28 protein-coding genes and 1 pseudogene are annotated in these 24,873 nt (G+C 61.5%); 24 read left to right on the top strand and 5 right to left on the bottom strand.

Annotation, left to right across the window (positions count from 1 at the left end):
• Positions 1–48: 48 nt before the first annotated feature.
• The 7 genes from ACGK9R_RS10665 (at position 49) to ACGK9R_RS10635 (ending at position 5,812) form a co-directional block, all read left to right on the top strand.
• The gene (locus tag ACGK9R_RS10665) at positions 49–933 is read left to right on the top strand and encodes a carboxylate/amino acid/amine transporter (protein WP_394581019.1); all 885 of its coding nucleotides are present in this window, start codon (positions 49–51) and stop codon (positions 931–933) included.
• A gap of 105 nt (positions 934–1,038) precedes the next feature.
• Positions 1,039–1,962 (top strand): NAD(+) kinase, encoded by a 924-nt coding sequence (locus ACGK9R_RS10660; RefSeq protein ID WP_394581017.1) that lies wholly within the window; start codon positions 1,039–1,041, stop codon positions 1,960–1,962.
• Complete coding sequence (locus ACGK9R_RS10655; protein ID WP_394581015.1) at positions 1,962–2,936, top strand: metallophosphoesterase; 975 nt, start codon at positions 1,962–1,964, stop codon at positions 2,934–2,936. Before ACGK9R_RS10660 ends, ACGK9R_RS10655 begins: the two co-directional genes overlap by 1 nt.
• 218 nt (positions 2,937–3,154) lie before the next feature.
• Positions 3,155–4,003, top strand: coding sequence for a rhomboid family intramembrane serine protease (locus tag ACGK9R_RS10650; RefSeq protein ID WP_394581013.1), 849 nt, complete (start codon positions 3,155–3,157; stop codon positions 4,001–4,003).
• Positions 4,004–4,037: 34 nt separating this feature from the next.
• Complete coding sequence (locus ACGK9R_RS10645; RefSeq protein ID WP_394581011.1) at positions 4,038–4,322, top strand: YeaC family protein; 285 nt, start codon at positions 4,038–4,040, stop codon at positions 4,320–4,322.
• Between the two features lie 67 nt (positions 4,323–4,389).
• Complete coding sequence (locus tag ACGK9R_RS10640; RefSeq protein WP_394581123.1) at positions 4,390–5,196, top strand: DUF2797 domain-containing protein; 807 nt, start codon at positions 4,390–4,392, stop codon at positions 5,194–5,196.
• A gap of 190 nt (positions 5,197–5,386) precedes the next feature.
• Positions 5,387–5,812, top strand: a complete 426-nt coding sequence (locus tag ACGK9R_RS10635; protein ID WP_394581009.1) for a CopD family protein — start codon at positions 5,387–5,389, stop codon at positions 5,810–5,812.
• Positions 5,813–5,848: 36 nt separating this feature from the next.
• Here the strand turns inward: ACGK9R_RS10635 and ACGK9R_RS10630 are convergent, their stop codons facing one another.
• Positions 5,849–6,310 carry a DUF2231 domain-containing protein gene (locus tag ACGK9R_RS10630; RefSeq protein WP_394581007.1) on the bottom strand — a complete coding sequence of 154 codons (462 nt, stop codon included), beginning with the start codon at positions 6,308–6,310 and terminating at the stop codon, positions 5,849–5,851.
• Between the two features lie 36 nt (positions 6,311–6,346).
• On the opposite strand from ACGK9R_RS10630, the gene coxB reads away from it, so the two are divergent.
• The 5 genes from coxB to ACGK9R_RS10605 are packed head-to-tail and all read left to right on the top strand — an operon-like array spanning position 6,347 to position 13,542.
• Positions 6,347–7,414 carry a cytochrome c oxidase subunit II gene (gene coxB, locus ACGK9R_RS10625; RefSeq protein WP_394581005.1) on the top strand — a complete coding sequence of 356 codons (1,068 nt, stop codon included), beginning with the start codon at positions 6,347–6,349 and terminating at the stop codon, positions 7,412–7,414.
• On the top strand, positions 7,411–9,954 hold the full coding sequence (gene ctaD / locus ACGK9R_RS10620; protein ID WP_394581003.1) for a cytochrome c oxidase subunit I: 2,544 nt from the start codon (positions 7,411–7,413) through the stop codon (positions 9,952–9,954). The genes coxB and ctaD overlap by 4 nt, the downstream gene beginning before the upstream one ends.
• Before the next feature lie 3 nt (positions 9,955–9,957).
• A complete protein-coding gene (locus tag ACGK9R_RS10615) occupies positions 9,958–10,314 on the top strand; it encodes a hypothetical protein (protein WP_394581001.1) in 357 nt (118 codons plus the stop codon).
• 9 nt (positions 10,315–10,323) lie between these two features.
• Positions 10,324–12,576: a heavy metal translocating P-type ATPase gene (locus ACGK9R_RS10610; RefSeq protein ID WP_394580999.1), complete on the top strand. Its 2,253-nt coding sequence runs from the start codon at positions 10,324–10,326 to the stop codon at positions 12,574–12,576.
• Between the two features lie 15 nt (positions 12,577–12,591).
• On the top strand, positions 12,592–13,542 hold the full coding sequence (locus tag ACGK9R_RS10605) for a bile acid:sodium symporter family protein (protein WP_394580997.1): 951 nt from the start codon (positions 12,592–12,594) through the stop codon (positions 13,540–13,542).
• A 5-nt stretch (positions 13,543–13,547) separates the two neighbouring features.
• Here the strand turns inward: ACGK9R_RS10605 and ACGK9R_RS10600 are convergent, their stop codons facing one another.
• Complete coding sequence (locus ACGK9R_RS10600; RefSeq protein ID WP_394580995.1) at positions 13,548–13,847, bottom strand: helix-turn-helix domain-containing protein; 300 nt, start codon at positions 13,845–13,847, stop codon at positions 13,548–13,550.
• Positions 13,848–14,027: 180 nt separating this feature from the next.
• Here ACGK9R_RS10600 and ACGK9R_RS10595 point away from each other — a divergent pair, with 180 nt between their 5' ends.
• Both ACGK9R_RS10595 and ACGK9R_RS10590 read left to right on the top strand, forming a co-directional pair.
• The gene (locus tag ACGK9R_RS10595) at positions 14,028–15,206 is read left to right on the top strand and encodes a Na/Pi symporter (RefSeq protein WP_394580993.1); all 1,179 of its coding nucleotides are present in this window, start codon (positions 14,028–14,030) and stop codon (positions 15,204–15,206) included.
• Between the two features lie 4 nt (positions 15,207–15,210).
• Positions 15,211–15,450 (top strand): hypothetical protein, encoded by a 240-nt coding sequence (locus tag ACGK9R_RS10590; RefSeq protein ID WP_394580991.1) that lies wholly within the window; start codon positions 15,211–15,213, stop codon positions 15,448–15,450.
• Positions 15,451–15,456: 6 nt separating this feature from the next.
• Here ACGK9R_RS10590 and ACGK9R_RS10585 read toward each other — a convergent pair whose 3' ends face one another.
• Positions 15,457–16,530 carry a PA0069 family radical SAM protein gene (locus ACGK9R_RS10585; protein WP_394580989.1) on the bottom strand — a complete coding sequence of 358 codons (1,074 nt, stop codon included), beginning with the start codon at positions 16,528–16,530 and terminating at the stop codon, positions 15,457–15,459.
• 267 nt (positions 16,531–16,797) lie between these two features.
• On the opposite strand from ACGK9R_RS10585, the gene ACGK9R_RS10580 reads away from it, so the two are divergent.
• The 4 genes from ACGK9R_RS10580 (at position 16,798) to ACGK9R_RS10565 (ending at position 19,664) form a co-directional block, all read left to right on the top strand.
• Positions 16,798–17,238, top strand: coding sequence for a hypothetical protein (locus tag ACGK9R_RS10580; RefSeq protein WP_394580987.1), 441 nt, complete (start codon positions 16,798–16,800; stop codon positions 17,236–17,238).
• A 168-nt stretch (positions 17,239–17,406) separates the two neighbouring features.
• On the top strand, positions 17,407–17,790 hold the full coding sequence (locus ACGK9R_RS10575; RefSeq protein WP_394580985.1) for a nuclear transport factor 2 family protein: 384 nt from the start codon (positions 17,407–17,409) through the stop codon (positions 17,788–17,790).
• Positions 17,791–17,934: 144 nt separating this feature from the next.
• A complete protein-coding gene (locus ACGK9R_RS10570) occupies positions 17,935–19,389 on the top strand; it encodes an alkaline phosphatase (protein ID WP_394580983.1) in 1,455 nt (484 codons plus the stop codon).
• A 74-nt stretch (positions 19,390–19,463) separates the two neighbouring features.
• Entirely contained in the window at positions 19,464–19,664 is a 201-nt protein-coding gene (locus ACGK9R_RS10565) for a hypothetical protein (protein WP_394580981.1), read from the top strand.
• On the opposite strand, the gene ACGK9R_RS10560 is transcribed toward ACGK9R_RS10565, so the two are convergent.
• Positions 19,661–19,936, bottom strand: coding sequence for a hypothetical protein (locus ACGK9R_RS10560; RefSeq protein ID WP_394580979.1), 276 nt, complete (start codon positions 19,934–19,936; stop codon positions 19,661–19,663). The genes ACGK9R_RS10565 and ACGK9R_RS10560 overlap by 4 nt on opposite strands.
• A 178-nt stretch (positions 19,937–20,114) precedes the next feature.
• On the opposite strand from ACGK9R_RS10560, the pseudogene ACGK9R_RS10555 reads away from it, so the two are divergent.
• The 4 genes and pseudogenes from ACGK9R_RS10555 to ACGK9R_RS10540 all read left to right on the top strand — a co-directional run bounded on the left by ACGK9R_RS10555 (position 20,115) and on the right by ACGK9R_RS10540 (position 23,025).
• A pseudogene (locus ACGK9R_RS10555) lies at positions 20,115–21,264 on the top strand (IS256 family transposase).
• A gap of 264 nt (positions 21,265–21,528) precedes the next feature.
• Positions 21,529–22,266 (top strand): hypothetical protein, encoded by a 738-nt coding sequence (locus ACGK9R_RS10550; protein ID WP_394580977.1) that lies wholly within the window; start codon positions 21,529–21,531, stop codon positions 22,264–22,266.
• A 16-nt stretch (positions 22,267–22,282) separates the two neighbouring features.
• Complete coding sequence (locus ACGK9R_RS10545; protein ID WP_394580975.1) at positions 22,283–22,552, top strand: hypothetical protein; 270 nt, start codon at positions 22,283–22,285, stop codon at positions 22,550–22,552.
• Positions 22,549–23,025: a hypothetical protein gene (locus tag ACGK9R_RS10540; RefSeq protein ID WP_394580973.1), complete on the top strand. Its 477-nt coding sequence runs from the start codon at positions 22,549–22,551 to the stop codon at positions 23,023–23,025. The genes ACGK9R_RS10545 and ACGK9R_RS10540 overlap by 4 nt, the downstream gene beginning before the upstream one ends.
• 52 nt (positions 23,026–23,077) lie before the next feature.
• On the opposite strand, the gene ACGK9R_RS10535 is transcribed toward ACGK9R_RS10540, so the two are convergent.
• Positions 23,078–24,093 (bottom strand): IS630 family transposase gene (locus ACGK9R_RS10535; protein WP_394580971.1). Its coding sequence is split into 2 segments (ribosomal slippage): positions 23,078–23,842 and positions 23,845–24,093, totalling 1,014 coding nucleotides; the frame shifts between segments, so codons are not numbered across the junction.
• On the opposite strand from ACGK9R_RS10535, the gene ACGK9R_RS10530 reads away from it, so the two are divergent.
• Positions 24,092–24,334, top strand: a complete 243-nt coding sequence (locus tag ACGK9R_RS10530) for a GNAT family N-acetyltransferase (protein ID WP_394580969.1) — start codon at positions 24,092–24,094, stop codon at positions 24,332–24,334. The two genes, ACGK9R_RS10535 and ACGK9R_RS10530, sit on opposite strands and share 2 nt — an antisense overlap.
• Before the next feature lie 99 nt (positions 24,335–24,433).
• Positions 24,434–24,709 (top strand): hypothetical protein, encoded by a 276-nt coding sequence (locus ACGK9R_RS10525; RefSeq protein WP_394580967.1) that lies wholly within the window; start codon positions 24,434–24,436, stop codon positions 24,707–24,709.
• The last annotated feature ends 164 nt before the right edge of the window (positions 24,710–24,873 follow it).

The following is a 24,873-nucleotide window of genomic DNA, read 5'->3' as shown; positions in this document are numbered from 1 at the left end:
GCCATTCTCTCTATAATCCCGTCAACTTTTAATATTGATGGGGTTTACATGGGTTATCTGGTGGCCGTTACCGCCCTCTGGGCGTTTTCTTTCTCGCTGATCGGGGTCTACATCGCCGGGCAGGTGGACAACTACTTTGCCGTGCTGCTGCGAATCAGTTTGGCACTGCTGGTCTTTCTGCCGTTCATGCGTTTAAAGCTTTTGACCAAACGCGCGATCGTTGCGCTGACGACGCTCGGCGCGGTGCAGCTTGGGGTGATGTATCTTTTCATCTACCACGCCTACCTGTTGCTTTCGGTGCCGGAAGTGGTGCTGTTCACCATCTTCACGCCGGTCTATATCGCGTTGCTCGATGACCTGCTGTTCAAGCGCTTTACTCCAATTTACCTGGTGACCGCGGTACTGGCGGTGCTGGGGGCGGCGGTGATCCGTTTCGAAGGTGTGGACAGCGGCTTTTGGCTCGGTTTTCTGGTGGTACAGGGGGCGAATCTCTGCTTCGCCATCGGTCAGGTGGGCTATCGGCGGCTGGCGGCAAACCATCCGGGCGATTTGCCCTGGCACAACGTGTTCGGCTGGTTCTTCGTCGGCGCGCTGCTGGTGGCGCTGCCGGCGTTTCTGCTGATGGGCAACGCCCAGGCGCTGCCCACCACACCTACGCAGTGGGGCGTCCTCGCCTGGCTTGGACTGGTCTCCTCGGGAATTGGCTACTTCGCCTGGAACCAGGGCGCCACCCGTGTCGATGCGGGAACGCTTGCCGTCATGAACAACGTGCTGGTACCCGCGGGGCTGATCGTCAACGTGGTGATCTGGAACCGCGACGCCGACCTTGGGCGGCTGGCGCTGGGCGGGGCGATCATTCTGGCCTCGCTGTGGCTCAACCAGTGGTGGCTCGAGCGCCGCGCGAGCCAACGCGCCGGCCTGGCCCCCCCTTGAGTCTTGCCGGTGACGGCTCGACAAGTGCAGTAAAAACAAGGCCCGGGGTTTGCCCGGGGGGCAGGTGGACTTCATAATGGAGGCCAATGACTGCGAGAGCCGCCCATGCCGACCACGCCCGACAACACTGCTGACATGCCCCGCGCCGACCGACCGTTCAAGACGATCGGTCTGATCGGCCGGCTCGGTAGCGATAAGGTGGTCGACTCGCTCACGCGGCTGGTCAGCTATTTGCGCGGCCACGATTACCACGTGCTGGTCGAGGATCGCACCGCCACGATGATCCCTCACCACGGCCAGCCGGAAACCAGCCGGCGCATGCTCGGTGAGCTGTGCGATCTGGTGATCGTGGTGGGCGGCGACGGCAGCCTGCTGGGCGCGGCGCGCACGCTGTGCCAAAGCGGCACGTTGATTCTCGGCGTCAACCGCGGGCGGCTCGGTTTTCTCACCGATATCTCGCCGGACGAGCTCGAAACCCGGGTCGGTGAGGTGCTGGCGGGCCAATACGAGGTCGAACAGCGCTTTCTGCTCGATGCCGTGCTGTACCGCGACGGCGTAGCGGTAGGCAGCGGCGACGCGCTCAACGAGGTAGTAGTGCACCCGGGCAAGGCGGTGCGCATGATCGAGTTCGAGCTGTTCGTCGACGGCCGTTTCGTCTACAGCCAGCGAAGCGACGGGCTGATCGTGGCCACGCCTACCGGCTCGACCGCCTACGCGCTCTCCGGCGGTGGGCCGATCATGCATCCAAAGCTCGAGGTGATCACGCTGGTGCCGATGTTTCCGCACACGCTCTCCAGCCGACCGATCGTCATCGATGCGGCCAGCGAAATCCGCATTCACCTGGGCGATACCAACCACGCCTATCCGCACATCAGCTGCGACGGCCAGACCCGGGCGGTGGCCAAGCCCGACGACGTGCTGGTCATCACGCGCAAGCCCGCTCGCGTTCAGCTGGTCCACCCGCTGGGCCATGATTTCTACGACATCCTGCGCAGCAAGCTGGGCTGGAGTCATCGGCTGGGGGATTGATGAGGCAAGGGTTCGATCTGATCGGCGATGTTCACGGCTGCGGCGCCACGCTTGCCGCGCTGCTGGAAAAGCTCGGCTACGAGAATCGCGGCGGCGTCTATCGTCACCCTACGCGCAAGGTGATCTTTCTTGGCGATCTGATCGACCGCGGCCCGCGCATTCGCCTGGCGGTGCAGATCGCCAGGCGCATGGTCGACGAAGGCCAGGCGCAAATCGTCATGGGCAATCACGAGTATCACGCCCTGGCCTACACCCATCCGGCGCCCAGGGGTAGCGCCAAACGCTGGCTTCGAGAGCATACGCCGCGCCATAACCGGATCATCGCCGATACGCTCTATCAGTACCGCGATCACACCAACGAGTGGGAAGATACCCTCGCCTGGTTCAAGACGCTGCCTCTGGTGCTCGAAATCGACGACTTTCGCGTGGTTCACGCCTGCTGGGATGCAGCGCTGATCGAGGCGCTCAAGGCGCGCTCGCCGAGCTGCCGCCTGAATGATCAAATGCTGGTGGAGTCCGCCGACCCTTCGACCGAGGCCTTCGCTATCGTCGACCGGCTGACCCGCGGGCCCAGCATTTCGCTGCCCGAGGGCGTAGCCATCCACTCCGGCGACGGCTTTACGCGCAGGAGCTTTCGCGCCCACTTCTGGGCGACGAATCCCAAACGCTGGGGCGACGTGGTGTTTCAGCCGGACAACCTGCCGGATCATCTGGAAAGCCGTGAATTGACCGAGCGCGAGCGCGAAGGGCTCCCCCATTACGGGCCAGAGGAGCCGGCGCTGTTCATCGGCCACTACTGGTGCGAAGGCGTGCCGGCGCTGCCCGCGCGCAACATTGCCTGCCTGGACTACAGCGCGGTGAAATATGGCCGGCTGGTGGCCTACCGTTTCGACGGCGAGGCCGAGCTCAGCGCCGACCGCTTCGTTTGGGTCGATGTTCACCGCGAGGAGAATCGCGCCTCTTCAAGGCATTAGCGGCTAGTATTTAATTCACGCTATGAGTGGATACATTAGGAAACATCTTTTTTTGAAAATCGCTGAACTAACCCCGCTACCGGCTATCAGAGTAAGTGTTCCCTTGAATGATCCCTTGCTTTAAGCCGGCGGCCCCCTCCGCCGGTTTTTTTATGCTTGAATGAAAGCGACCGCCCGCGGCGGGCAGCCCACCGAACGTTTCGCCCAAGGGAGATGTTATGCACCCTGTCATGCTGTTACCCGCCGACACCGACACCGGGGAGCTACGCCAGGCGCTTTGGCACTATCGCATCGGCCACCGCATTACCGAGGAGCCCGAAGGGCTGACGCTGTGGGTGGCCGACCCGCGCCAGAAGGCCGAGCTCACCGCGCTGGTGCGCCGCTGGCAACAGGGCGAGGTGCTGATCGACGGCCCGCGCCCCAGCGCCCGGCGTGGCCAGGGCGTCGAGCTTTTGCGCCGGGTACCGGTGACCGCGTTGATCATCGGGCTGAGCGTTCTGGTGTTTATGCTCATGAACACCCTGGGCGACGCTATATTGATCGCGCTGACCATCGTTCCGGTCGGCTCGGTCAACGGCTCTCTAGTGGCAGCGGGGCTTTCCGAGACGCTGGCCAGCGGCCAGCTGTGGCGCCTTCTGAGCCCGGCGTTTTTGCACTTCGGGCTGATGCATTTGATCTTCAATCTGATGTGGGTCTGGTACTTCGGCCGCCAGGTCGAGCTTTTGCAGGGCAGTCGGGCGATGCTGATGCTTTTGCTGCTTGCAGGCGTTGGTTCGAATCTCGCGCAGTACGCCACCGGCACGGTGCTGTTCGGCGGCATGTCCGGCGTGGTGTACGCGCTTTTGGGGCATGTATGGCTTGTGTCCCGCAAGCGCCCGCAAAGCGGCTTTTTCGTGCCGAACATGCTGGTGGTGTTCATGCTCGGGTGGATGGTCTTCACCATGACCTCGCTTGCCGAGCGCGTGGGCTTTGGTAACGTCGCCAACGAGGCGCACCTGGGCGGGCTACTCGTGGGCCTGGCAACGGGCTGGTATCATTGCGCCAAACGCCGCGACCGCGCGCGCTGATCTTCCCTCTGATTCCACTCGACAGGAGTTTGCCATGAGCGATATGAGCTTCGAGCGCATGATCGGCCAGATGACCCCGAGCATTTATGAAAGCCTCAAGCAGGCGGTGGCGCTGCGCAAATGGCCGGACGGGCGCTTTTTGAGCGAAGAGCAGACCGAGCTTTGCCTGGAGGCGGTGATTCGCTACGAGATCGAGAACAACGTGCCCGACGAAAACCGCGTGGGCTATCTCGAGCGACGCACCTGCGGCGCCGGCGCCACCGGAGCCGGCGTGTCGCCGGAAATGGCGGGCCTGGCTCGGGACGCCTCGGGTGACTGATCTGTTCGCAAGCGATTGCGGCGCTACTGAGAACGCGACCTTTGACGTGACCGGTCATTTGAGCAAGATGGCGGGCACGCTCGACGCAAAAAGCCACGAGGTGCGCTATTACCTGCGCGCCGGTGAAGAGCGTTTGGCGCTCAACGAGCGCCTTGGTAGCCCTTTGCGGCTACGCTTCGAGGGCCACATCGCCTGTACCCACTGCGGGCGCAAGACCAACAAGAGCTTCGGCCAGGGTTACTGCTACCCGTGCTTCAAGCGCTTGGCGCAGTGCGATACCTGCATCATGAAACCGGAAACCTGCCACTACTTCCAGGGCACCTGCCGGGAGCCGGAGTGGGGCGAGGCCCACTGCTTCACCCCGCATATCGTCTATCTTGCCAATTCCTCCGGGCTCAAGGTCGGTATCACCCGCAAGACCAACATGCCCACGCGCTGGATCGACCAGGGCGCGATCCAGGCGCTGCCGATTCTCGAAGTCGCCACGCGCCAGCAGTCGGGGCTGGTCGAGGTGCTGTTCAAGGAGCACGTCTCGGATCGCACCAACTGGCGCGCCATGCTCAAGGGCGAGGTCGAACCGCTCGATTTGACCCAGGAGCGCGACCGCTTGTTCGAGGCGGTGAATGACGGCCTGGAGGCGCTTCGCGCGCAGCACGGCGACGCCTCGATTCGCGCGCTCGACGAAACCCCGCTTTCGATTCGTTATCCGGTCGAGGCCTTTCCGCGCAAGATCGTCTCGCACAACTTCGACAAGAACCCCACCGTGGAAGGCGTCTTGCAGGGCATCAAGGGGCAGTACCTGATGCTCGATAGCGGCGTGATCAATCTACGCAAGTTTACCGGCTACCGCGTGAGCGTTGATTCGCCCGGCTAGCCAGTCTCAAGCGAGTTGGCTAAGGTAAGGAGTGCCTGACCCGACTCGCCCTCAAGAGGCCAGCGGGTCGCTCTGTGGCAACGGAGCAGTTAAAAACGCCTGGCTGGCTCGGCCCTCACAGGGTTGACGCTGATCACACTAAACGCGCTTTTGATTTCCCAAGCGCATTTTGCATTGCAAGGACGCCGTGATGCCCTGGCTAAAACTTCTACATATCGCTGCGCTTGTCATCTGGTGTGGCTCGCTTTTGTATCTTCCCGCGCTTTTGAACCACGCACTGGTGCTGCGCCGGGACGCGGGCTTCGCTCAGGGCACGCCGCCCATGCCGCGCTTTTTCTACAATACCGTCGCAACCCCCGCCGCGCTCCTGGCGATCGGCTCGGGCACGCTGCTGTTTCTACTGCACGGTTTGATGGGCGGCTGGCTGATTTTGAAGCTTGGTGCGGTGGTGGTGATGGTGGCCGCTCACGGCGCCTTCGGCTGGCTGATTCTGCGCCTGGAGATGGGCATTTATAGCGGTGTAAGGATCGCCACGCTCCTTGGGCTGATACTGAGCGTGCTGGGTATTCTCGGCGTGCTCGGCTTCGTACTGGCAAAGCCGCTGGATTGGGGCTGATCCATGCCCATCCAGCGACCTGCCCACCGCCGCCGCTTACTCGTCGACGTCGACCCCCACCGCGTGCTCGTACACGAGCTGACCGCCCAGCCAACCGGCCAGCGCAATCAGCGCGCCGGTGACCAGGGATACCGCCAAGCCCCAGGGCAGGATGGCCTCTGGCGAGTTGAGCCGCAAAAGCCAGTTCAGCGAGGCAAGCGACAGCATCACCACCGCCACGATGGCGTGGCTCCAGCCGGTGATCAAACGCCGAATGCGCGACACCGTGACCAGATCGATAATGCCGGCGATCGAGGCGATCCAGCCGCCAAAGGCGCCGACGCCGGCCAGCCACAGCCCGGTTCGCTCCCAGAAGGGGTCACCGGTGTACCAGTAGCCCAGATCGCTTGCGACCAGCGCCATCAGCGCCGCGACCGGAAAGTGGATCATCACGGGGTGAAGCGGATGCCCGGCCAGCGAGGCGCGGCTTCTGATGGAACGTTGCGGGGTGGATGCCATGGACACTTCCTGTGGGCAGACAAAGGGATAAAAGCGATGAGGGAACGAAAGGGCGCGAGGGCCACGGGAGATATTCAACGCGCATCGCGTCGGCGGGTCAACCTGGGCATGTTAACGCTTTGGCTGACCGCCCCCTGGCTACTCGCGGGCTGCGCTGGCGACCACTCCATTCTCGACCCGGCGGGGCCTGCGGCGCGCGACATTCGCATGATCTGGTTCGTGATGCTCGGCTTCGCCACCGTGGTGTTGATTGCAGTGGTGGCGCTTTGGCTTTACACCTTCAAGGCCCGCGAAGTGACCCGCACGCCGGCTCAGGAGCGCCGCATCGGCCGGCGCTGGATCATCGGCGGCGGTATCGTGCTGCCCACGCTCACGGTGATTGCGCTTTTGACCTTCGGCGTGCCGACGGGGCAGCGCATGCTGACGCTGCCGCTGGACGAGCCGCCGGAGGTGATCGAGGTCGTGGGCCACCAGTGGTGGTGGGAGGTGCGCTACCCGGGCGCCGAAGGCGGCGAAGTCGTCACCGCCAATCAGCTGGTGATGCCCGCCGGTGAGCCGGTGGATTTTCACGTCACCGCCGCCGACGTCATCCACGGCTTCTGGATTCCGCGCCTGGGCGGCAAGATCGACATGCTGCCCGGGCGCGTCAACCGTATTCGCCTCGAGGCGGACGAACCCGGCGTATTCGGCGCTCAGTGCGCCGAACTTTGCGGCGTGGGCCACGCCCATATGCACCTGCACGTCGAAGCGCTGCCGCGCGAAGAGTACGAAGCCTGGCTCGCCGCGCGCCAGCAAGAGGCGCTGGCCGAGCTTGCCGCGCAAAATGCGGCCTTCGATGAGGCCCGCGAGAACTTCACCCGATTCTGCTCTGGCTGCCACCAGGTGGCGGGCATCAGCAGCGCCAACATCGGGCCGAATTTATCCGACGTGGGCGGGCGCGAAATGCTCGGCGCCGGGGTGATGGCGATGGAGGAGGGCGCGGTTTACCAGTGGTTGCGCAACCATCAAACGCTCAAGCCCGACAACCTGATGCCGCGCCACGACGATCTGGATAACGACATGCTGCAAGACCTGGGTGCCTGGCTGGAGACTTTAACCCCATGACAACCATCAATCGTCAAGCGACGCCTCAGGACCCGCAAGAGCCCGAGAACGGCCGCACGCTGCACGACGACCTGCACGAGATTTGGGGCAACCCGCGCGGCATCAAGGCGCTGACCATCGTCAACCACACCACGCTCGGTCTTCGCTTCATGATCACCGGCATGGTGTTCTTTCTGATCGGCGGCATCCTCTCGATGCTGATCCGCACGCAGCTGGCCACGCCCGATCAGAACTTCATGACGCCGGACATCTACAGCCAGGTCACCACCATGCACGGTACGGTGATGATGTTTCTGTTCGCCATTCCGGTGCTCGAGGGCCTGGCGATCTACATGATCCCCAAGATGATCGGCGCCCGCGACCTGGTCTGCCCGCGGCTGACCTCGCTGGGCTACTTCTGCTACCTGTTCGGCGGCATCATTCTGGCCTCGAGCCTGGTGATCGAAATGGCGCCCAACGCCGGCTGGTTCATGTACACGCCGCTTTCGAGCAGCGAGTACTCGCCGGGGCTCGGGTCGGACTTCTGGCTTCTGGGGATCACCTTCGTCGAAATCTCGGCGCTTTCCGCCGGGGTCGAGATCGTGGTGTCGATTCTGCGCACCCGCACCCAGGGCATGGCGCTGCACAAGATGCCGCTGTTCGCCTGGTACATTCTGGCCATGGCGCTGATGATCGTGGTGGGCTTTCCGCCGCTGATTCTGGGCAGTATTTTGCTCGAGCTCGAGCGCGCCGTGGGCATGCCGTTTTTCGAAGTGGCCGGCGGCGGCGATCCGCTCCTGTGGCAGCACCTGTTCTGGCTCTTTGGCCATCCCGAGGTGTATATCATCTTCCTGCCCGCCGCCGGAGTGATCTCGACGCTGATTCCGGTGTTCGCCGGGCGGCCGATCGTTGGCTACGGCTGGGTGGTGTTCGCGATCATCGTCACCGGCTTCATCAGCTTCGGGCTCTGGGTACACCACATGTTCACCGTGGGGATTCCCCAGCTTGCCCAGGCGTTCTTCTCGGCGGCGAGTATGCTGGTGGCAGTGCCTACCGCCATTCAGGTCTTCGTGTGGTTGGCTACGCTCTGGCTTGGCAAGCCCAGGTTCAAGCTGCCGATGCTCTGGGTGCTCGGCTTTCTGATCATCTTCGTCTGCGGCGGTTTGACCGGGGTGATGCTCGCGCTGGTGCCGTTCAACTGGCAGGTGCACGACACCCACTTCGTCGTCGCTCACATGCACTACGTGCTGGTCGGCGGCATGCTGTTCCCGCTGATGGCGGGCTTCTACTACTGGCTGCCGCTCTTCTCCGGGCGCATGCCGTCGGAAACCATCGGCCGGTGGGGCTTCTGGCTGACCTTTCTGGGCTTCAACGGCACGTTCTTGATCATGCACTGGACCGGGCTTCTGGGGATGCCGCGGCGTATCTACACCTATGAAGCGGGTAACGGCTGGGAGATCTTCAATCTGCTGTCGTCGGTGGCGAGCTTCGTGATGTCGGCGGGCATCGCCATGGTGCTGATCGATATCGCGCTGCACTTTCGCTTCGGCAAGCCGGCCAAGCATAACCCCTGGGGCGCGGATACGCTAGAGTGGGCCAACGCCATGCCACCAAGTGCCTACAACTTCGTCAGCCTGCCCAAAATCGACACCCGCCACCCGCTGTGGGACAACCCGGATTTGCCGCGCACCATGGCCGAAGGCCAGCACGGCCTGGCGGTGGCGAACCACGGGCGCCGAGAAATGTGGGGCAGTGACTCGATCACCGGCAAGGTGCGCGAAATCGTTCACCTTCCCGGCAACTCCTGGTGGCCGTTTCTCGCCGCGCTAGCGCTGGCGGTAGTGTGTATCAGCCTCTTGACGCGCTTTTATTGGGTGGCCGCCGGCTTCGTGATCGTGGCGGCGGTGTTTCTGCTGCGCTGGGCCTGGGAGAACGGCGCTCACCCGAAAGCCGCGCCGGACGCCGAAGTGCAGGAGGGTGACCCGCCGCTGCACTCACGTACCATGAGCGGCCCCGGCGTCTGGGCGATGGCGACCTTTACCCTGGCCAACGGCTCGTTCTTCCTCTCTTACCTGTTCGGCTGGTTCTATTTGTGGACGGTCTCGCCGGAGTGGCGCATGCCCGAGGTGTCGCCGCTGTCGCTGGTGGTGCTGATCGTGGCCGGCGTGGCGGTGACCCTGGGCGCTGGCGTGATGGAAAAGCTGGTGCGCGGGCTTCGCGTCAACCGGGATCGTGGCCTCATGGGCGGCTTTTACCTGAGCGCGCTGTTTGGTGCCGCTCAGGTGGTGCTGGTGCTCTGGTCGCTGCTGACCGCGGGGCTCGAGCCTACCCAAACCAGCCACGACGCGGTGCTGCTGGTGGGGCTCGTTTACGCGCTGTTCCACGGGGCGCTTGCGATGATTCTCTCGGCCATGCAGGGGCTTCGCGTGCGCTTTGGCTATGTCGGGCTGCACGCGCCCTTCGAGCCAGCGGTAGTGGTCATCCTCTGGCGCTATAACGTGATCACGTTCTGGGTACTGGTCGCGGCAATTGGCGTGCTGCCCCGCGTGATGGGAGGCTAATCCATGGAAACCGTCTACAGGCGCCTGCATCTTGCCCACCCGGCGCATCTGGTGGTAGGCCTCACGCTCTGGAGTATCTGGTTCGTGGGCGTGTACGGCGGGCTTTCGGTGGCCTGCGCCGTGGCGCCACCAGCCCCGGCGCAAGGGGCGCTTACCGGGCTCAATTTTGGGCTTGGGCTATTCAGCGTGCTCACTACCGCCTTGCTTGGCTGGCTGACCTGGGCCGGCTGGAAGGTGGGGCGCGAGCTCACCGGGCGTCCGCGCTTCAACGCGCTGGTCTCCGCCGGGCTTTATCTCTTCTCCGCCATTGGGGTCATCTTCACCGGCATGCCGATCATCGGCGTGCCGCCCTGCATGTGATTCGCCGCCTTGGCTTTTGATGCGCCCCAGGGTGAGGTAAACGCCGGCAGCGGCGCGCTCTTTAGCCTGCACGGCATGTGGTGCACCAGCTGCGCGCTCGCCGTCGAAGGCGTATTGCGAGACGCAAAAGGCGTCACGGCGGCCAGCGTCCACTACCCGAGTGCCACGGTGTGGGTCGCGGGCGGCAGCGAAGCGGTAGCGCTCGACGCCTTGAAAAGCCGGGTGGCGCGCATCGGCTACCGGCTCGGGCCGCTGGAAGCGGTCGAGGACGCCGCCGAGCGCCTCGAAAAGGAGAGCCGCTACCTGAGCCTGCGCCTGATGGTGGCGGCGGTATTCGGCATGTGGACGATGCTCGCCTCGCTTCTGATTTACGCTGGCGCTGTACCCAGCGGGCGCATCGAGCTGATCATGGCCTGGCTCTCCGGCGCCTTCTCTCTGCCCGTCGTGCTTTACGCCGGCGTGCCGTTCTACCGCGCCGGCTGGCGCACGCTGCGGGCAACTCGCCCGGGCATGGACGTGCTCGTGAGTTTGGGCGTGCTGGGGGCGGTCGCGGTGTCGCTTTGGCTACTCGCGCGCGGCTCGGCGGAGGTCTATTTCGATACCGCCGTCATGCTGATCGCGCTGCTGCTGGTAGGGCGGTTGGCCGAAACGCTCTGCCGCCAGCGGGGGCTTAAAGCGTTCGATGCGCTGGCGCTGCCCCAGGCGGATGTGCTTCTCGAGCGCGGCGGCGAGCGCGTAACGCTTCCCCCCAGCGAGGCCGCCATCGGCGACACCCTGTGGCTGGGTCATGATGAGACGCTGCTGCTCGACGCGATCCTCGAAACACCCGGCTGGTTCGATACCGCTACGCTCTCGGGAGAAAGCGTGCCGCGCTACCTTCATGCGGGGCAGGCGGTGTACGCTGGCTACCGCTGCCTGAACGGTGCAGGCGAATCCATTCGCCTCACCGTTAGCGCTACCCCCGGCGCGCGACGCATGGACCGGCTCTGCGAGCAGATGCGCCTTTTGCAGACTCAAAAGGGCGAGCTTGCCAAACTCGCCGACCGCTTCGCCGCTTGGCTTAGCCCGGCGGCGCTGGCGCTTTCGCTGATGGCGCTACCGGTAGCGCTCATCCTGGGGGCGTCCTTGGAGGAGGCGGTGGTGCGGGCGCTGTCGGTGCTGGTGGTAGCCTGCCCCTGCGCGGTGGGGCTAGCTGTGCCGCTGGCGAGCCTGGCTGGTAGTCAGCAGATGGTTCAAAACGGCGTGGCGCTTCGCGACCCGGCGGCGTTCGAGCCGCTCGCCGCCGCCCGCGCCGTTGCCTTCGACAAGACCGGCACGCTCACCGCCGGCCAGCACCGCGTGGTGCACGTCGAGCGGCGCGACGTGCTTCCCGAGGCGTTTGCGCAAAAGCTGGCCCACGCTGCCCGTTCGAGCGAGCACCCTTTGAGTTTGGGGCTACTGCGCTGGGCCGAGGCGAGCGATGAGAGTGCAGAATCCGCGTCTGGCATCCACGTCCTGCGCGCCGAGGAGGTCGCCGGCGCCGGCCGGGAGGTAACCTTCGAAAGCGGGGAGCGCTGGCGCATGGGCAGCGCGGCCTGGCTGGTTGAGCAGGACGTGGCATTGCCCAAGCGCTTTGATCACACCGGTTACGCCTTCGCCTCTCAGGTGGTGCTTGCCGATGACCAGGGGTGGCTGGCCACGTTCTACCTTGCCGACCCGCCGGTAGCGGACGCCCAAGCGAGCCTGGCCGAGCTTTCCCGCTTGGGCTACGTGACGGCGCTGATCAGCGGCGACCGCCAGGAAGCGGTGGCCTGGCTTGCGGGGGAGGTCGGCCTGGCGGCAAACGCCTGCTACGCAGAGCGCTCGCCGGAGGCGAAGGCGAGGCTTCTGGGCGGGCTTCCCGCGCCTGCGCTTTATGTGGGTGACGGCATCAACGATACGCTCAGCTTGGCGGCAGCGGGCGTGGGCGTGGCGCCCATGAATGCAAGCGAAGCGGCGCGGGAGGCCGCCGCTGCAACGCTTCTCACGCCGGGCATCGGCGCCGTGGTGCGGCTTTTGGCCGTTGCCAAGCGCACCCGGCGGGTGATGACTCAGAACCTGGTCTTCTCCGCGCTCTACAATACCCTGGCGCTGACGCTGGTGGTGATCATGGCGGTGCCGCCGCTGGCGGCGGTGCTGGCCATGGCGGCCAGTTCTCTCAGCGTCACGCTCAACGCCGCGCGCTTGGCCTGGGCCGAGCCGCTCGAAGGCGGTCCTGACGCAAATCCCACCCTTTCCCGGTAACCGCGAGTTTTTCTTATGCGCCGATGGCTCTCTTTCATCGAAGCTCATCTGCTCTGGTGGGTGGTCGGAGTAACGCTGCTGGGCCTTTGCTCACCTGCCCCTGGCCTGTGGCTTGCGCCCGCCATCGGGCCGCTGCTGGCGCTTTTGATGCTGCTCGTTAGCCTGACCTTCGACGCTCACGCGGTGAAAGAGGTACTCAAGCGGCCTACGCGCCCCTTGCTGGCGGCGGTGCTGGTGTTTGGGCCGATGTCGCTGCTCGGCTGGCTGACCGGGCGGGCGTTTTTTGGCGCTAGCCCGCTGGCCGCCGGCCAGACGCTGCTGGGAGCGCTGCCAACGGATGTCTCCTCGCCGCTTTTAGTGATGATGGCCCGCGGCAACGTGGCCATGGCGGCGGTCTTCAACGCGATCAACACCGCGCTTTCGCCGTTCATCGTGCCGTTTCTTTTCCTCTGGCTGACCGGTATCGAGCTTGCAACACCGCTGGGCGCCGTCGTCGGCCAGCTGGTGCTGATCGTGCTGCTGCCGACGCTTCTGGGCGTGGCGCTGCGCACCCGCTTTTCGCGCTTTTTCGCCCGCTTCGATGGCGACTACGCCGGGGCAGGCTCAGTGATCTACCTTTTGATTCTGCTCGGCGTGGTCGGCGCCAACGCGGCGACTCTACTCGGTTATGGCGCCTACGCGCTGGTGGTCGCCGCCGCGGCGCTATGCCTGAACCTGGCGGGCTACGCCGTGGGCATGAGCGCCCGGCTGATCACCCGCGACCGCGAGGAGCTGATTGCGTTCTTGTTCACCGCCAGCAAAAAGGAGTTCGGCATCGCCGCGGCGTTCGTGGCTGCATCAAAGCTTCCGGCGGAGATCGCCGTTCCCGCGGTATTCTTCGCCGTGATCCAGATGATCACCTCGCCGCTGGCGGTGCGCTTGTTAACCCGGCGCCAGCACCTTGATCCGCAGGGCCGCGACGCTTGATCGACTTAGCGATAGCCGAGCGCTTTCCCCAGCCGCTCGGCGTGGGCGGCCACCCAGTCGCGGTCGATCGCCCCCCACTGCTTGATCACGTAGCGCCCGCTGTTGTGGCGCTCGCCTTCGGTGGGCTCGAAAACGCACTCGATATCGAGCTCGGCAAGCGTGGCGATGGTGTCCTGGGCGGTGCGCCGGGGCATCCCCGTCGCCTCCATCAGCATGGGAACGCTGTGCGTGCCCTGATCGATCAGGTAGGCAACATACAGGCGGCGATAAAAGCTCGATCGGGTCTTGCTCAAGGCGTGGGTCATGAAAGCATCCATGGATGAATCGATCGCCTCAGCATACGTGGGCGGGCGCTTATTACAATCTTCGCCCATCAGAGCCCCTTACAAACAGTGTATGCGCCGCTGTCATCACGCTGTCACCTGTGTCGCCCAACCTGAAGTGGCAAGCCTTTAAAACGTTCAATACCGTTGGAGGGTATCGCCATGGTGGACACCACCAGTCGCGCAGCGCGGGATGGGTATGCGCACCCGGGGCAGCAGGCGAAGCAGGGCCGGCTGCATCAGTGGATGACGCTGGTACTGCTGGTTTACTTTCTGATCTGCGCGGTCTCCGTGGTCGGCGACGGCTTCAAGCTCGCCACCGGCGACCAGGCCGAGCGGCTGTTTGAATTCGCCACCAATCCCTTCGTTGGTCTGATGGTCGGGATCGTCGCCACCGCCCTGATTCAATCCTCCTCGACGGTGACCTCGGTGATCGTCGGCATGGTAGCCGGGGGGCTGCCGGTCGCGGTGGCGGTACCCATGGTCATGGGGGCCAACGTCGGAACCACGGTGACCAATACGCTGGTGAGCCTGGGCCACGTCAGAAACAAGGACGAGTTTCGCCGCGCCTTCGCCGCCGCTACGGTGCACGACTTCTTCAACCTGATCGCGGTGGTGATCCTGCTGCCCATCGAGATCCTGTTCAGCCCGCTCGAGCGCTTGGCGCTGGCCATCGCCGAGCTCTTCTACGGTGACGCCAACCTGTCGATGGATAACGTCAATATCATTGGCCAGGCCACCCAGCCGATCACCGGCGCGCTCGGGCAGCTCGTTGGCGGGTTGCCGGCGGTGCTGGGGGGTATGGCGCTGATCGTGATCGGTATCGCGATGATCTTCCTGTCGATTCGCTATATCGGCAAGCTGTTGAAAACGCTGATGGTCGGCCGCGCTCGCCAGATCATGCTCAGCGCTATCGGCCGTGGCCCGATCACCGGGGTCGCCTCTGGTGCGCTGGTCACGGTGCTGGTGCAATCCTCCTCGACCACGACCAGCCTGATGGTGCCCATGGCGGGCTCCGGCGCCTTTACCCTGCGCCAGATCTATCCGTTCACCATCGGCAGCAACCTGGGCACCACCATGACCGCGCTGCTCGCGGCCACGGCAATCAGTGGCCCCAACGCGCTGTTGGCGCTGGAAATCGCCGTGGTGCACCTGCTGTTCAACCTGTTTGCCGTCCTGATCATCGGCGGCCTGCCGTTTTTACGCCTGCTGCCGGTCAAGGGGGCGCAGTGGCTGGGGCGGGTCGCCGCCGAGCAGAAAGCGCTGGCCGCCGGGTGGGTGCTGGCCGTGTTTCTTGCGCTGCCGGCCTTGCTGATCACCCTCTCCGTCATTCTGGGGTAACGCCATGAGCATCGAACACAGCATCCATACCACCTCTACCGCGGAACTCAAGGCCATGCTGAACGACTCCATGGCGCTCATCGAGGAGATTCGCATCGAGCTCGACACGCGCGATGCGCAGTCCAGGGAGATCGAAAAACTCGATACGCTGATGGTCGAGGCGCGGCCCAGGTTGCAGGAGATTCGCGGCTTCTTCGCGCTGGTGCTCGAGGAGCTCAAGGCGCGGCGCGGCCCGCACCGTTAGCGTTGGCTAGTCGAACAGGTCGCCCTGAGCGCGGGGTGGCCTGAAGTCGCGGGTATTGAGGCCCTGCTCGGCGCGGGGCTGCATGCCCCATTGGCGGCTGGCGCGCTTGAAGCGCTGCTCGATCATGTCGACGAACACGCCTTCACCGCGAAAGCGCTTGCCGAACGCCGCCTCGTTGGTCTTGCCGCCCCGGCACTGGCGAATCAGGCTCATCACCTTGTCGGCGCGCTCGGGGTAGTGGGCCACCAGCCACTCTTCAAACAGCGGCGCGACCTCGCGGGGCAGGCGTAAAAGCATCCAGCTCGCAGTGCGCGCGCCGGCGTCGCGGGCCGTCTCGATCAGCCGCTCGATTTCGTGGTCGGTCAGCCCCGGTATCACCGGCGAGATCAACACCCCTACCGGCACCCCGGCGGCGCTGAGTTTGCGAATCACCTTCAGCCGCGCTTGGGGCGAGGCCGCACGTGGCTCCAGGGTGCGCTTCAGGTCACTATCCAGACTCGTCAGACTCACCAGCACCCGCACCAGCCGGTGCTCGGCCATCTGTTTCAAAAGATCCAGATCGCGCAGTACGAGGCTTCCCTTGGTCACCAGCGTGACCGGGTGGCGGCATTCGAGCAAAAACGCGAGCAGGCGTCGGGTAGTGCGGTATTTCGCCTCGATCGGCTGGTAGCAGTCGGTGTTGCCGGACAGGTTGATCGGTCGGCAGATGTAGCCGGGTTTCGCAAGCTCCTCGCGCAGGTGCTCGAGCATGCCGGTGCGGGCGATCAGCCGGGTTTCGAAATCGAGCCCCGGCGACATGTCCCAGTAGGCGTGCGAGGGCCGAGCGAAGCAGTAGATGCAGCCGTGCTCGCAGCCGCGGTAAGGGTTCAGTGAGCGATCAAAGGAGAGATCCGGCGAATCGTTGAAGCTAAGCGCACTCTTGCTCGGCTCTTCGCGTATCTCGGTGGCAAGCGAGGTAGGGGCTTCATCCTGCCACCAGCCGTCGGGCTCGCTGACACTCACGCTTTGCGCGAAGCGGTTGGGGGGATCGAAGGTGGCTCCGCGGCCCTTGAAAAAGGGTAGGGCGGAAGAGTCTGCCATGGGGCGCTCCCGTCGGTGGTAATAGATATGTATATAAATACAGTATCCTTGCCCTTTGATAAACACAACCGTGGCGGCGTCTGCAATGCCATTCAGTCAGGCTTGCAAGAGGTTGTGGGAGGGAGCTTCAGCTCGCGACCGATGGCCAAGCCAAGGCGCCTGACGGCGCCATTCGCCGAGTTGTCGGACCACGCTGAGGCGGCCTCCCACATTGGATTTGTGGCCCACTAATAATCGTATATGCTGAAGGTTTTGCTAGGAGCGCTTATGCACGCCTTTTCGATCATTTCGATGCGCCTTCTAGCCGTATACCTCGTGCTCAGCCCGCTAATGGCGCTTGGCTCGACGCTTCCCGCGTTTTTTGAAACGCCGGATGAACTCGAGCGCTGGCGGATGCTGTTCACGGCAAGCCTTCTCGTGCCGCTGATCCTCGGTGCGCTTTTGTGGTTCAAGGCGCCGGGGTTGGCACGTAAGCTCCACCGCAACGAACCGGCAGATACTGCGGTGACCGAAACCGGGCTTGTGCGCGCGGGAAGCTTTCTGATCGGCATCTATCTCATTGCGCAGCATCTGGGCGGCGTCATCTCGCGCTGGCACTGGGGCGGGGGCCTGGACGCCGGCTCGCTCGTGGCACTCGCGATGGGGCTTTTGCTGATGCTCGGGGCTAAAGCGATGGCAAAACTCTTTGATCGTTTTCGGCGCTTTTGAGTAAAACGGAACTCACCATGCGCTCGGGTGTCGATTTGGGTAAGATGGTACTCGCTACATCTTTGGTATAAGAATGATGGGCTTGCACAGTCACCGTCGTAAAAGGTAACCGCCGTTTGAGCCCGCGGCATCAGGTCACCGACATTGGTTAAAGAGGTCGTTAGTCATATGAGAACTCCCCATGACGTGCTCAACGAGTGGATGCAGGCAATCAACAACGCCGACGTCGAAGCGCTGCTGTCGCTCTACGATGAGAACGCCGTACTGATTCCCACCTTTTCCAACCGTATTTCCAACACCCGCGAGAAGCATCGCGACTATTTCGAGCGCTTGGGCGCGCGTCCGGGCCTGAGCATTACGCTTCACGAAAAGACCGTGATCGTTCAGGAAGTCTCCGAGACCATCGCCGCGCTGACCGGCCTCTACAACTGGCGTTTCGAAGTCGATGGCGAGCTTCTCAACTTCGAGGCGCGCTTCAGCTATGTGGTCGATCTCTCGAAAGACGCGCCGATTTTGCACCACCACTCTTCCCAGATCCCGCGCATGCTCTAAGCGCGCGACCCGGCGGCGAGGCACTTTGGCCTCGCCGTTTTTTATTTAGTTCCCTTTAATCAAGCAAATCATCATATTGTCATCTTTCATCGTTAAGCTTCTCTGCGCTAACCAAGTCTGGTTTGTTCACGAGGGGGAATAACGATGAAAACACTATTCAAACGCTCAATGCTGGCACTTTTCGTCACCGCTGCCGTGACGGGCGCCACCATGGGCAGCGCTGCGGGACAACAGGGCCCGGCCAAGAACGTCATTTTGATGATCACCGACGGCGCGGGTATCGAGACCTTCCGCGCGGCGAGCTACTACCGCCACGGGGCGCTGGGCCACGAAGTCTACGACGACTTCGATACCCAGCTGTTCATGGCCACCCACCCGCTCAACACGGCGAACGCCCCGACCCACAGCGACGACAATCAGGTCACCTTCGACCCCAAAGAGCTCTGGAACGAAGAAGCCGTGAATACCGTCTATAAAGGTAACCTCGGCAACTACAAGGGCTACTTCGCCGGCTACGACTACGCCCGCGCCGACTACACCGACAGCGCCGCCGCCGCCACCGCCTTGGCCTCCGGCCAGAAGAGCTACAACAACGCCATCAACTGGTCCAACGACGACCAGTCGATCAAGCATATCGGCGAGTACACCGTCGAGAGCGGCCGGGCACTCGGCGTGGTCTCCTCGGTACAGGTTTCACACGCGACCCCGGCGGGCTTTCTGGCCCATAACGTCAGCCGTAACGACTACGTAGCCATCGGCCGCGAGATCGTCGACTCGGGGCTCGCCACCGTCGCTATCGGCACCGGCAACCCCTATTACGACGCCGCCGGCCAGCGCATCGACGAGCCGCGCGAGAGCGACTTCCGTTTCATCGGCGGAGAAGAGACCTACCAGCGCCTGATCGACGGCGAGACGGACTACGCCTTTATCGAAAGCAAGGAAGATTTCGAAGCCCTGGCGGCCGGCGAACTCGACCTGCCCAAGGACAAGGTGCTGGGCCTAGTGCAGAACATCCAGACCCTGCAGTTCAACCGCCCGGGCGTCGGTGCCGGCAACTTCCTCGACACCTCTCCGAGCCTGGCCACCTTGACCGGTGCCGCGCTCAACGTACTGAGCGCCAGTGACGACGGCCGCGACAACGGCTTTTTCCTGATGGTCGAAGGCGGCGCCATCGACTGGGCTGCCCACGCGAACAACCTGCCGCGCATCATCGAAGAGCAGATCGACTTCAACGAAGCCGTTGAGGCGGCAGTCGAATGGGTCGAGAACGAAAGCTCCTGGGACGACACCCTGATCATCGTCACCACCGACCACGGCAACGGCCTGCTGGAAGGCCCGAACTCCGATGTCGAGGCCTACAGCCCGATCGTCAACCAGGGCGCCGGGGCGCTGCCGCTGGTGCGCTGGCACACCGACACCCACACGCGCGAACTGGTACCGCTCTACGCCCAGGGCGCCGGTGCCGACTACTTCTTCGACATCGCCGAGGCCGAGGAGGGGCTTGCGATCTACGAAGGCGACGATGAGAGCCACTACTGGGTCGATAACACCGATGTGTTCCGTGCCAGCATGAACGCCTTCGGTCTTACCGCCGAGTAACCCTGCACTTACCCCGGAGCCGCCTGCGGGCGGCTCCTTGCGTGGTTCTTTACCCTTCCCGTTACGAGTGCCCCATGATGCTTCGCCTGTTTTTCTCGCTTCTTTTATTGCTGCTTTCGACGACTCCCACGTTCGCTTTGGATGACGAGCGCGCCCTGACCGCCGGCGGCCACGCCTACGCCGAACCCTACCGCGCGATTCGCAAGGAGGGCGTGCTGCATGTCGAAGTGCGCTTTCTGACCGACTACCCCGGCTACTCCGGCGAGCTGATCTAGGCGACATCCCCGCCGATCGCATCGACGGGCTGATCTACGCCGAGTTCGGCGACCAATCCTTCTCGCTGCTGCGCGAGAACGGCGAGGTCGTCGCCCCGGACAGCCTTCGCCTGAGCTTCAACTACGACCCGGAGCACAACCCCCGGGTCGGCAGCTGGAAGGCCGACTTCGTCGCACCGCTGCACGATGTCAACGAGGTGACGATCTTCATGCCCAACGTCGCCCCCATCGGCCCGATTCCGATTCGCGATCGCTGAGGTGGTGGGTGCCATGGTTTCTGCCATCACGGGGCATGAGTGAAGCTCAAGTCTGTTGTATAGGGGGAGGTAGGTAGGGTGTCGTATCTTTTTGATTGATCACGACCAGGATCTCAACCAACAGAGTGGATACGCCATGACCAATTCTACCCTTCGGGCTCTTTCATAACCAGAACCCCAGGTCGCTGACCCGCTGCACGAGTCGCTGCGCCAAGGCGCCCGTGACCTGATCACCAAGGCCGTCGAGGCCGAGCTGGCCACCTTTTTGGCGCAGTATGTCGATCAGCGGCTCGGCGATGGCCGCCAGGCTGTGGTCCGCAACGGCTACCTGCCCGAGCGCACGGTCCAGACCGGGATCGGGGATATCAGCGTGCAGGTGCCCACGGTGCGTGACCGCAGCGGTGGTGGCGCCCGCTTCAACAGCAGCCTGCTGCCACTCTACTTGAAGCGAGCTCGCAGCATCGAGGAACTGATCCCTTGGCTCTATCTGAAGGGATCTCCACCGGCGACTACCAGTAGGCCCTGGCGGCGCTGCTGGGCGGCCAAGCCAAGGGACTGTCGGCCAACATGGTGTCACGGCTCAAGAGGCCGTGGGAAGACGAGTATACCGAGTGGCGGCAGCGAGATCTGTCAGACCAACGCTACATCTACTGGTGGGCTGACGGCATCTACAGCAATGTGCGCCTGGATGACCGTCTATGCCTGCTGGTGATCATCGGCGTGAACGAAGGAGCCGGTGGCCGTCGAGGACGGCTTCCGCAAGTCGGCGGATAGCTGGGAGACCTTGCTGACAGGCCTGCGAGAGCGCGGCCTGTTCCAAGCCCCTAGGCTGGTGGTGGGCGACCCTGAGCAAGGTCTATCCGGAGACTGACTATCAGCGCTGCTGGGTTCACAAGACGGCTAGCGTATTGAACAAGCTGCCTAAGTCCGTGCAGCACAAGGTCAAGGCCAAGCTCCATGACATCTGGATGGCCGGGACCCGCTACGAGGCTCAAAAAGCCTTCGATCGCACCCTGAAACGCTTCGAGGCCAAGTACCCCCAAGCGATGGAGTGCCTGGCCAAGGTTCGGGAGGAACTGCTGGCGTTCTACGACTATCCGGCAGAGCATTGGGTGCATATTCGCACCACCAACCCGATCGCCACAGTCCGCTTGAGGACCAAGCGCAGCCGGAACTGCGGCTCCAGGGCGACGACTCTGGCGATGGTCTTCAAGTTGCTCCAGAGCGCCGAGAAGCGCTGGAAACGCATCAAGGGAGTCAGCAAGCTGGAACTGGTTGTGAACAACGTCCGGTTTCAGGATGGGGAGCAGGTAACCGATCAGTCAGATAGGATGGCCGCCTGACTGCCATCCACCAGATTTGGCGATAACTCTGCCCAAAGGATCCATGTCAGCAAGAACTCGAAAGTATTATTTTTCTAATGCGTGAATTTTAAAAAAGTATCGATTACTCGCTCTATTCGCACGTTCAGGGTGGTGGTAATCTCACTATCATTAATCTTTATTCGCTAATAAGCGCTGCAAATACGATGCGACACCAAGTGTCGCGTATGTCAGATGTCGTCTACAAGTCCATTTGTCGTCCATGGCTGAAACAAGGATGGAAGCATGTCAGCTCTCTACGCACTTGGTGCGCGTGAAGTCATTCGCGACTGTGAATGGATCGTCCGCCGGGCGGATGCCAGCGATGGTGGTGGTTCCATCCTCGCCGTCGATGGCCTTTCTGAATTGGTGAGTGGTAAAAGTACCCGCTTTCTCACCAAGCTGGAAGAACATGCTGATGCTATACGTTTGCCAGACCCAGCCAAAATTCGCTTCGAGCAAGACCTGTCCCCTGGCTGCGAAAAAAGCCGTCTGTTTATTGAAACCCAGCTTTGTCAGATCCCCCCGGCAGATGAGCATATCTATCTAGGCCACAAAGCGGCTATGGATCCGGTGTCTTACCAGTTGGACCTAGCCAGTCAGGCCATAAAACAGCATCGCCAACGCATCCTGATTGCAGATGCTGTAGTCCTGAGTAAAATTTTGGGAGTCGGCGTACTGATGATGGAACTCGTGAGCCGTGGCCGGGGCAATCGCATCCTCGTGCCTACCCTCAAAAGCATGATGGCGCAGTTCCAGAAAGAAGTGTGGAACCGCTTTACTGTCCTGCACACTAGACTGCTGATGGGACGATTAGACACGTTCATCATGCTATCCGCCACACCCCATGACGTTAAAGCGCGTAGAGTTTCTCCATCCTGCCCCAGCGCGCCAACGGAGCAGGCAGTGGAATACAAAGCATCGTTCTTCAGGTCGGACAGTGAGGAGGATTATCGGATGGCTGGGAAGTTTTTAGCATATTGAACGAGGAATATTGAAAATGGCAGTACATATAATTCTTCCATTATTGAGTTTGGCGGGACGTTCTTTGCTACAACTGATGAGACGATGGCCCAATGTGCTCGCGGTGACCGGCTTGATTGTGGCCTCTGGCTTCACAATCATGGGAATGATGCGTCAAGCAGGAGAAACTGCACTGAGTCTCTGGCCTTTATTGGCATTGGCTAGTTTTTTCTTTTTGGCCAAAGAGTTTATAAGAGCATGGCTGAAAGTTCGTAATAAAGAGATAAAAAACAGGATCAAGAAATGAGTTTGAATAGCACGAAAAAGGCGGGTTTTATACTGCGGTTGTTCTCCCTCGCGGCGTTCTCATGCATGGTTTTGTTTGCAGGCATAGTGGTCATTCAAAACGAGGAGTTGGGAAAGTTGCTTCCTCCAAGTACGTCTAGAACCTTGGCCATACTGTTTGGCTATGTGGTTGCAATTCTGACCTTTAACTATGCGTTAGGATTGAAAGGGAGAAACTTTATGGGTTGGAAGAATGAAGCTTGGCTCGTTGGTAGTTTCATTATTATATTTATTGGGATGTTTCTTCCGCATGCATTTCCTATTCAAGAGGTTGTGGTCTCGGATAATTGGATACCGTTCCGCTTAAAAGAAAATACATATTTAAAACCTGACTGGAAGTTGGCAATAGTATGCATTTTGGCTTTGCCGCTTTTTATCAAAAGCTGGATGGGTATTAAATCTATGCCTCTATGGACCTCGCAGGATAAGAATTAAACATCTAAGGGACGTGGATGAACGACAATCAAGAATTTAATCAACTAAGTGCTTATTCAAAATTAATCGCGTGCTCAGCTCCGTAGCTATCGAGTAGGCGATAGACCTCGTTGCAGAGGCGATCAAACGAGAGGTAGGCACTCAACGGCAGCCACGCGTATTTCATCCGCCGCCACAGAATCTCAATCAGGTTCAGTTCCGGCGAGTACGCCGATATATAGACCAGGTGCACACGATGCGACATCCACTCCACGATCTTTCGCCTGAAGGCCCTGGAGCGATGCATGCTGGTATTGTCGAGCACCACGATGGCGAAGGTATCAGGATCTTTCCGGGTCACAAATTGGTCAAATGTTTCGATGACAGTCTCGGTCGTTACCGGTTCTGTGGTGGTGTGGTAGACCAGCTTTCCGGCTCGGCTGAGGAATCCCAACACGTTTAGCCTTCGGCTATGGGAGTAGGCAGTCACTTCGAAGGGCCGACCGATGGGACTCCACGCGTATGGCACCGATGACGATTGTGAAAAGCCTGCTTCATCAAAGTAGTAGAGCTCATGTTCGCCCTGGTCTTCCTGCTCCTGAAGCACCTTGAGAAGTCCCTGAGTGTTGCGGAAATCCATTTCGTCACGCCGTGCCTTCAGTGAGTGACGAATGCGCTTGAAGCTGAGGTCATTTTTTTTCAATGCCCTGCGAAGGGTCTCCGTGCTGACCGTTTTGCCGGTCTCTTCTTGAAAGCGAGCCTGCAGGGATCGAATCTGGTGAGGCTGCTCGACGACCATGGCCTGCAATCGCTGGTGGTCGTGCTCATCCAGGATTGGGGCGTGCGGCCACTGTAGGGCTTGTCGATGAGCCCGTCGAGCCCTGTCTCCTCCCACTGTTTGAGCCATCGAGATATGGCATCGCGGCGGACCTGCGGTGTCTCACTGATCTGACCAATGGTATGGCCTTGATCACTCAGCACGATGGCATGCGCACGTCGACGCAGGGCACGCTTCTCACCATGGTGATAGGCCGAGGTCAGCGTCTGCTGCTCAGATTCAGCGAGAGGGGTAACGAAGCGCCTTGCCATGATTCCATCCGTGTCAGAGTTTCTGACATGGATATTACGCGAAAACTTCAGATCAGGTACTTATCAAGGACAGGGCATTGGACCGCACGTTGTGCGCGAGGAGTTAGAAAAGGCACGAGCGGTGGGTATGCCTCTACGGCTTCATGTTTTGAAGCAGAGTCGTGCCATCGCGCTATACGAGCGGCTGGGTTTTACGAGGTGCGGGGAGACACCAACGCAATACTGGATGGCAGCCGTTTGAAGAGGCCAAATGAAGTGCCAGACAGTTGTTTGCAAGATAGTGTTGCTTCATCTAGAGACAGGCGCTAAGTTAGATTATTTTTAATAAAGCGAGGTTCGTATGGCCAGAGCGAACAAATCGAGAAAAATGACCGTGCTGAATAGCGTGGGTAGCCTGTCGTTACTGAGTACCGTAATATATATGCTTTTCGCGGGGTTTAATTCATTGGGTCTGGTGGTTTGCGGTATCGCGCTTTCAGCCGTTGCTACGCCAGTTATAATGCATGGCGATGGTATTTTCGAGATGCTAGTGGAGCTTTTCGAAGCCCTTTTTGATGGGGTAATGGCCGTTTTGGAGGGCATATTCAGTATTATATCTGCTTTATTCAGCTGGTGAATATTGATGAAAAAGTATCCGTCGCGATATGCAGATTTTACCTGAAGATACTGAAAAGAGTATAAGAGTTCGATTCCTTGAGGCTGGATTAACGCTGCAGTTGGCTCAGGCCCATGATACTGCTTAAGAAAAACGCCCTGAGATGAGTCAAGGCGTTTCATAGC

The organism is Halomonas sp. HNIBRBA4712 (assembly GCF_043558675.1).
GTDB lineage: Bacteria > Pseudomonadota > Gammaproteobacteria > Pseudomonadales > Halomonadaceae > Vreelandella.
Note: the sequence above shows the minus strand (reverse complement) of the source record. Positions and strands in the feature narration are given on the sequence as shown.

Excerpts from the sequence above, each read along its gene's own strand:
- ACGK9R_RS10665 (WP_394581019.1), top strand. The coding sequence starts at position 49 with ATGGGTTATCTGGTGGCCGTTACCGCCCTCTGGGCGTTTTCTTTCTCG.
- ACGK9R_RS10660 (WP_394581017.1), top strand. The coding sequence starts at position 1,039 with ATGCCGACCACGCCCGACAACACTGCTGACATGCCCCGCGCCGACCGA.
- ACGK9R_RS10655 (WP_394581015.1), top strand. The coding sequence starts at position 1,962 with ATGAGGCAAGGGTTCGATCTGATCGGCGATGTTCACGGCTGCGGCGCC.
- ACGK9R_RS10650 (WP_394581013.1), top strand. The coding sequence starts at position 3,155 with ATGCACCCTGTCATGCTGTTACCCGCCGACACCGACACCGGGGAGCTA.
- ACGK9R_RS10645 (WP_394581011.1), top strand. The coding sequence starts at position 4,038 with ATGAGCGATATGAGCTTCGAGCGCATGATCGGCCAGATGACCCCGAGC.
- ACGK9R_RS10640 (WP_394581123.1), top strand. The coding sequence starts at position 4,390 with ATGGCGGGCACGCTCGACGCAAAAAGCCACGAGGTGCGCTATTACCTG.
- ACGK9R_RS10635 (WP_394581009.1), top strand. The coding sequence starts at position 5,387 with ATGCCCTGGCTAAAACTTCTACATATCGCTGCGCTTGTCATCTGGTGT.
- ACGK9R_RS10630 (WP_394581007.1), bottom strand. The coding sequence starts at position 6,310 with ATGGCATCCACCCCGCAACGTTCCATCAGAAGCCGCGCCTCGCTGGCC.
- coxB (WP_394581005.1), top strand. The coding sequence starts at position 6,347 with ATGAGGGAACGAAAGGGCGCGAGGGCCACGGGAGATATTCAACGCGCA.
- ctaD (WP_394581003.1), top strand. The coding sequence starts at position 7,411 with ATGACAACCATCAATCGTCAAGCGACGCCTCAGGACCCGCAAGAGCCC.
- ACGK9R_RS10615 (WP_394581001.1), top strand. The coding sequence starts at position 9,958 with ATGGAAACCGTCTACAGGCGCCTGCATCTTGCCCACCCGGCGCATCTG.
- ACGK9R_RS10605 (WP_394580997.1), top strand. The coding sequence starts at position 12,592 with ATGCGCCGATGGCTCTCTTTCATCGAAGCTCATCTGCTCTGGTGGGTG.
- ACGK9R_RS10600 (WP_394580995.1), bottom strand. The coding sequence starts at position 13,847 with ATGACCCACGCCTTGAGCAAGACCCGATCGAGCTTTTATCGCCGCCTG.
- ACGK9R_RS10595 (WP_394580993.1), top strand. The coding sequence starts at position 14,028 with ATGGTGGACACCACCAGTCGCGCAGCGCGGGATGGGTATGCGCACCCG.
- ACGK9R_RS10590 (WP_394580991.1), top strand. The coding sequence starts at position 15,211 with ATGAGCATCGAACACAGCATCCATACCACCTCTACCGCGGAACTCAAG.
- ACGK9R_RS10585 (WP_394580989.1), bottom strand. The coding sequence starts at position 16,530 with ATGGCAGACTCTTCCGCCCTACCCTTTTTCAAGGGCCGCGGAGCCACC.
- ACGK9R_RS10580 (WP_394580987.1), top strand. The coding sequence starts at position 16,798 with ATGCACGCCTTTTCGATCATTTCGATGCGCCTTCTAGCCGTATACCTC.
- ACGK9R_RS10575 (WP_394580985.1), top strand. The coding sequence starts at position 17,407 with ATGAGAACTCCCCATGACGTGCTCAACGAGTGGATGCAGGCAATCAAC.
- ACGK9R_RS10570 (WP_394580983.1), top strand. The coding sequence starts at position 17,935 with ATGAAAACACTATTCAAACGCTCAATGCTGGCACTTTTCGTCACCGCT.
- ACGK9R_RS10565 (WP_394580981.1), top strand. The coding sequence starts at position 19,464 with ATGATGCTTCGCCTGTTTTTCTCGCTTCTTTTATTGCTGCTTTCGACG.
- ACGK9R_RS10560 (WP_394580979.1), bottom strand. The coding sequence starts at position 19,936 with ATGGCACCCACCACCTCAGCGATCGCGAATCGGAATCGGGCCGATGGG.
- ACGK9R_RS10550 (WP_394580977.1), top strand. The coding sequence starts at position 21,529 with ATGTCAGCTCTCTACGCACTTGGTGCGCGTGAAGTCATTCGCGACTGT.
- ACGK9R_RS10545 (WP_394580975.1), top strand. The coding sequence starts at position 22,283 with ATGGCAGTACATATAATTCTTCCATTATTGAGTTTGGCGGGACGTTCT.
- ACGK9R_RS10540 (WP_394580973.1), top strand. The coding sequence starts at position 22,549 with ATGAGTTTGAATAGCACGAAAAAGGCGGGTTTTATACTGCGGTTGTTC.
- ACGK9R_RS10530 (WP_394580969.1), top strand. The coding sequence starts at position 24,092 with ATGATTCCATCCGTGTCAGAGTTTCTGACATGGATATTACGCGAAAAC.
- ACGK9R_RS10525 (WP_394580967.1), top strand. The coding sequence starts at position 24,434 with ATGGCCAGAGCGAACAAATCGAGAAAAATGACCGTGCTGAATAGCGTG.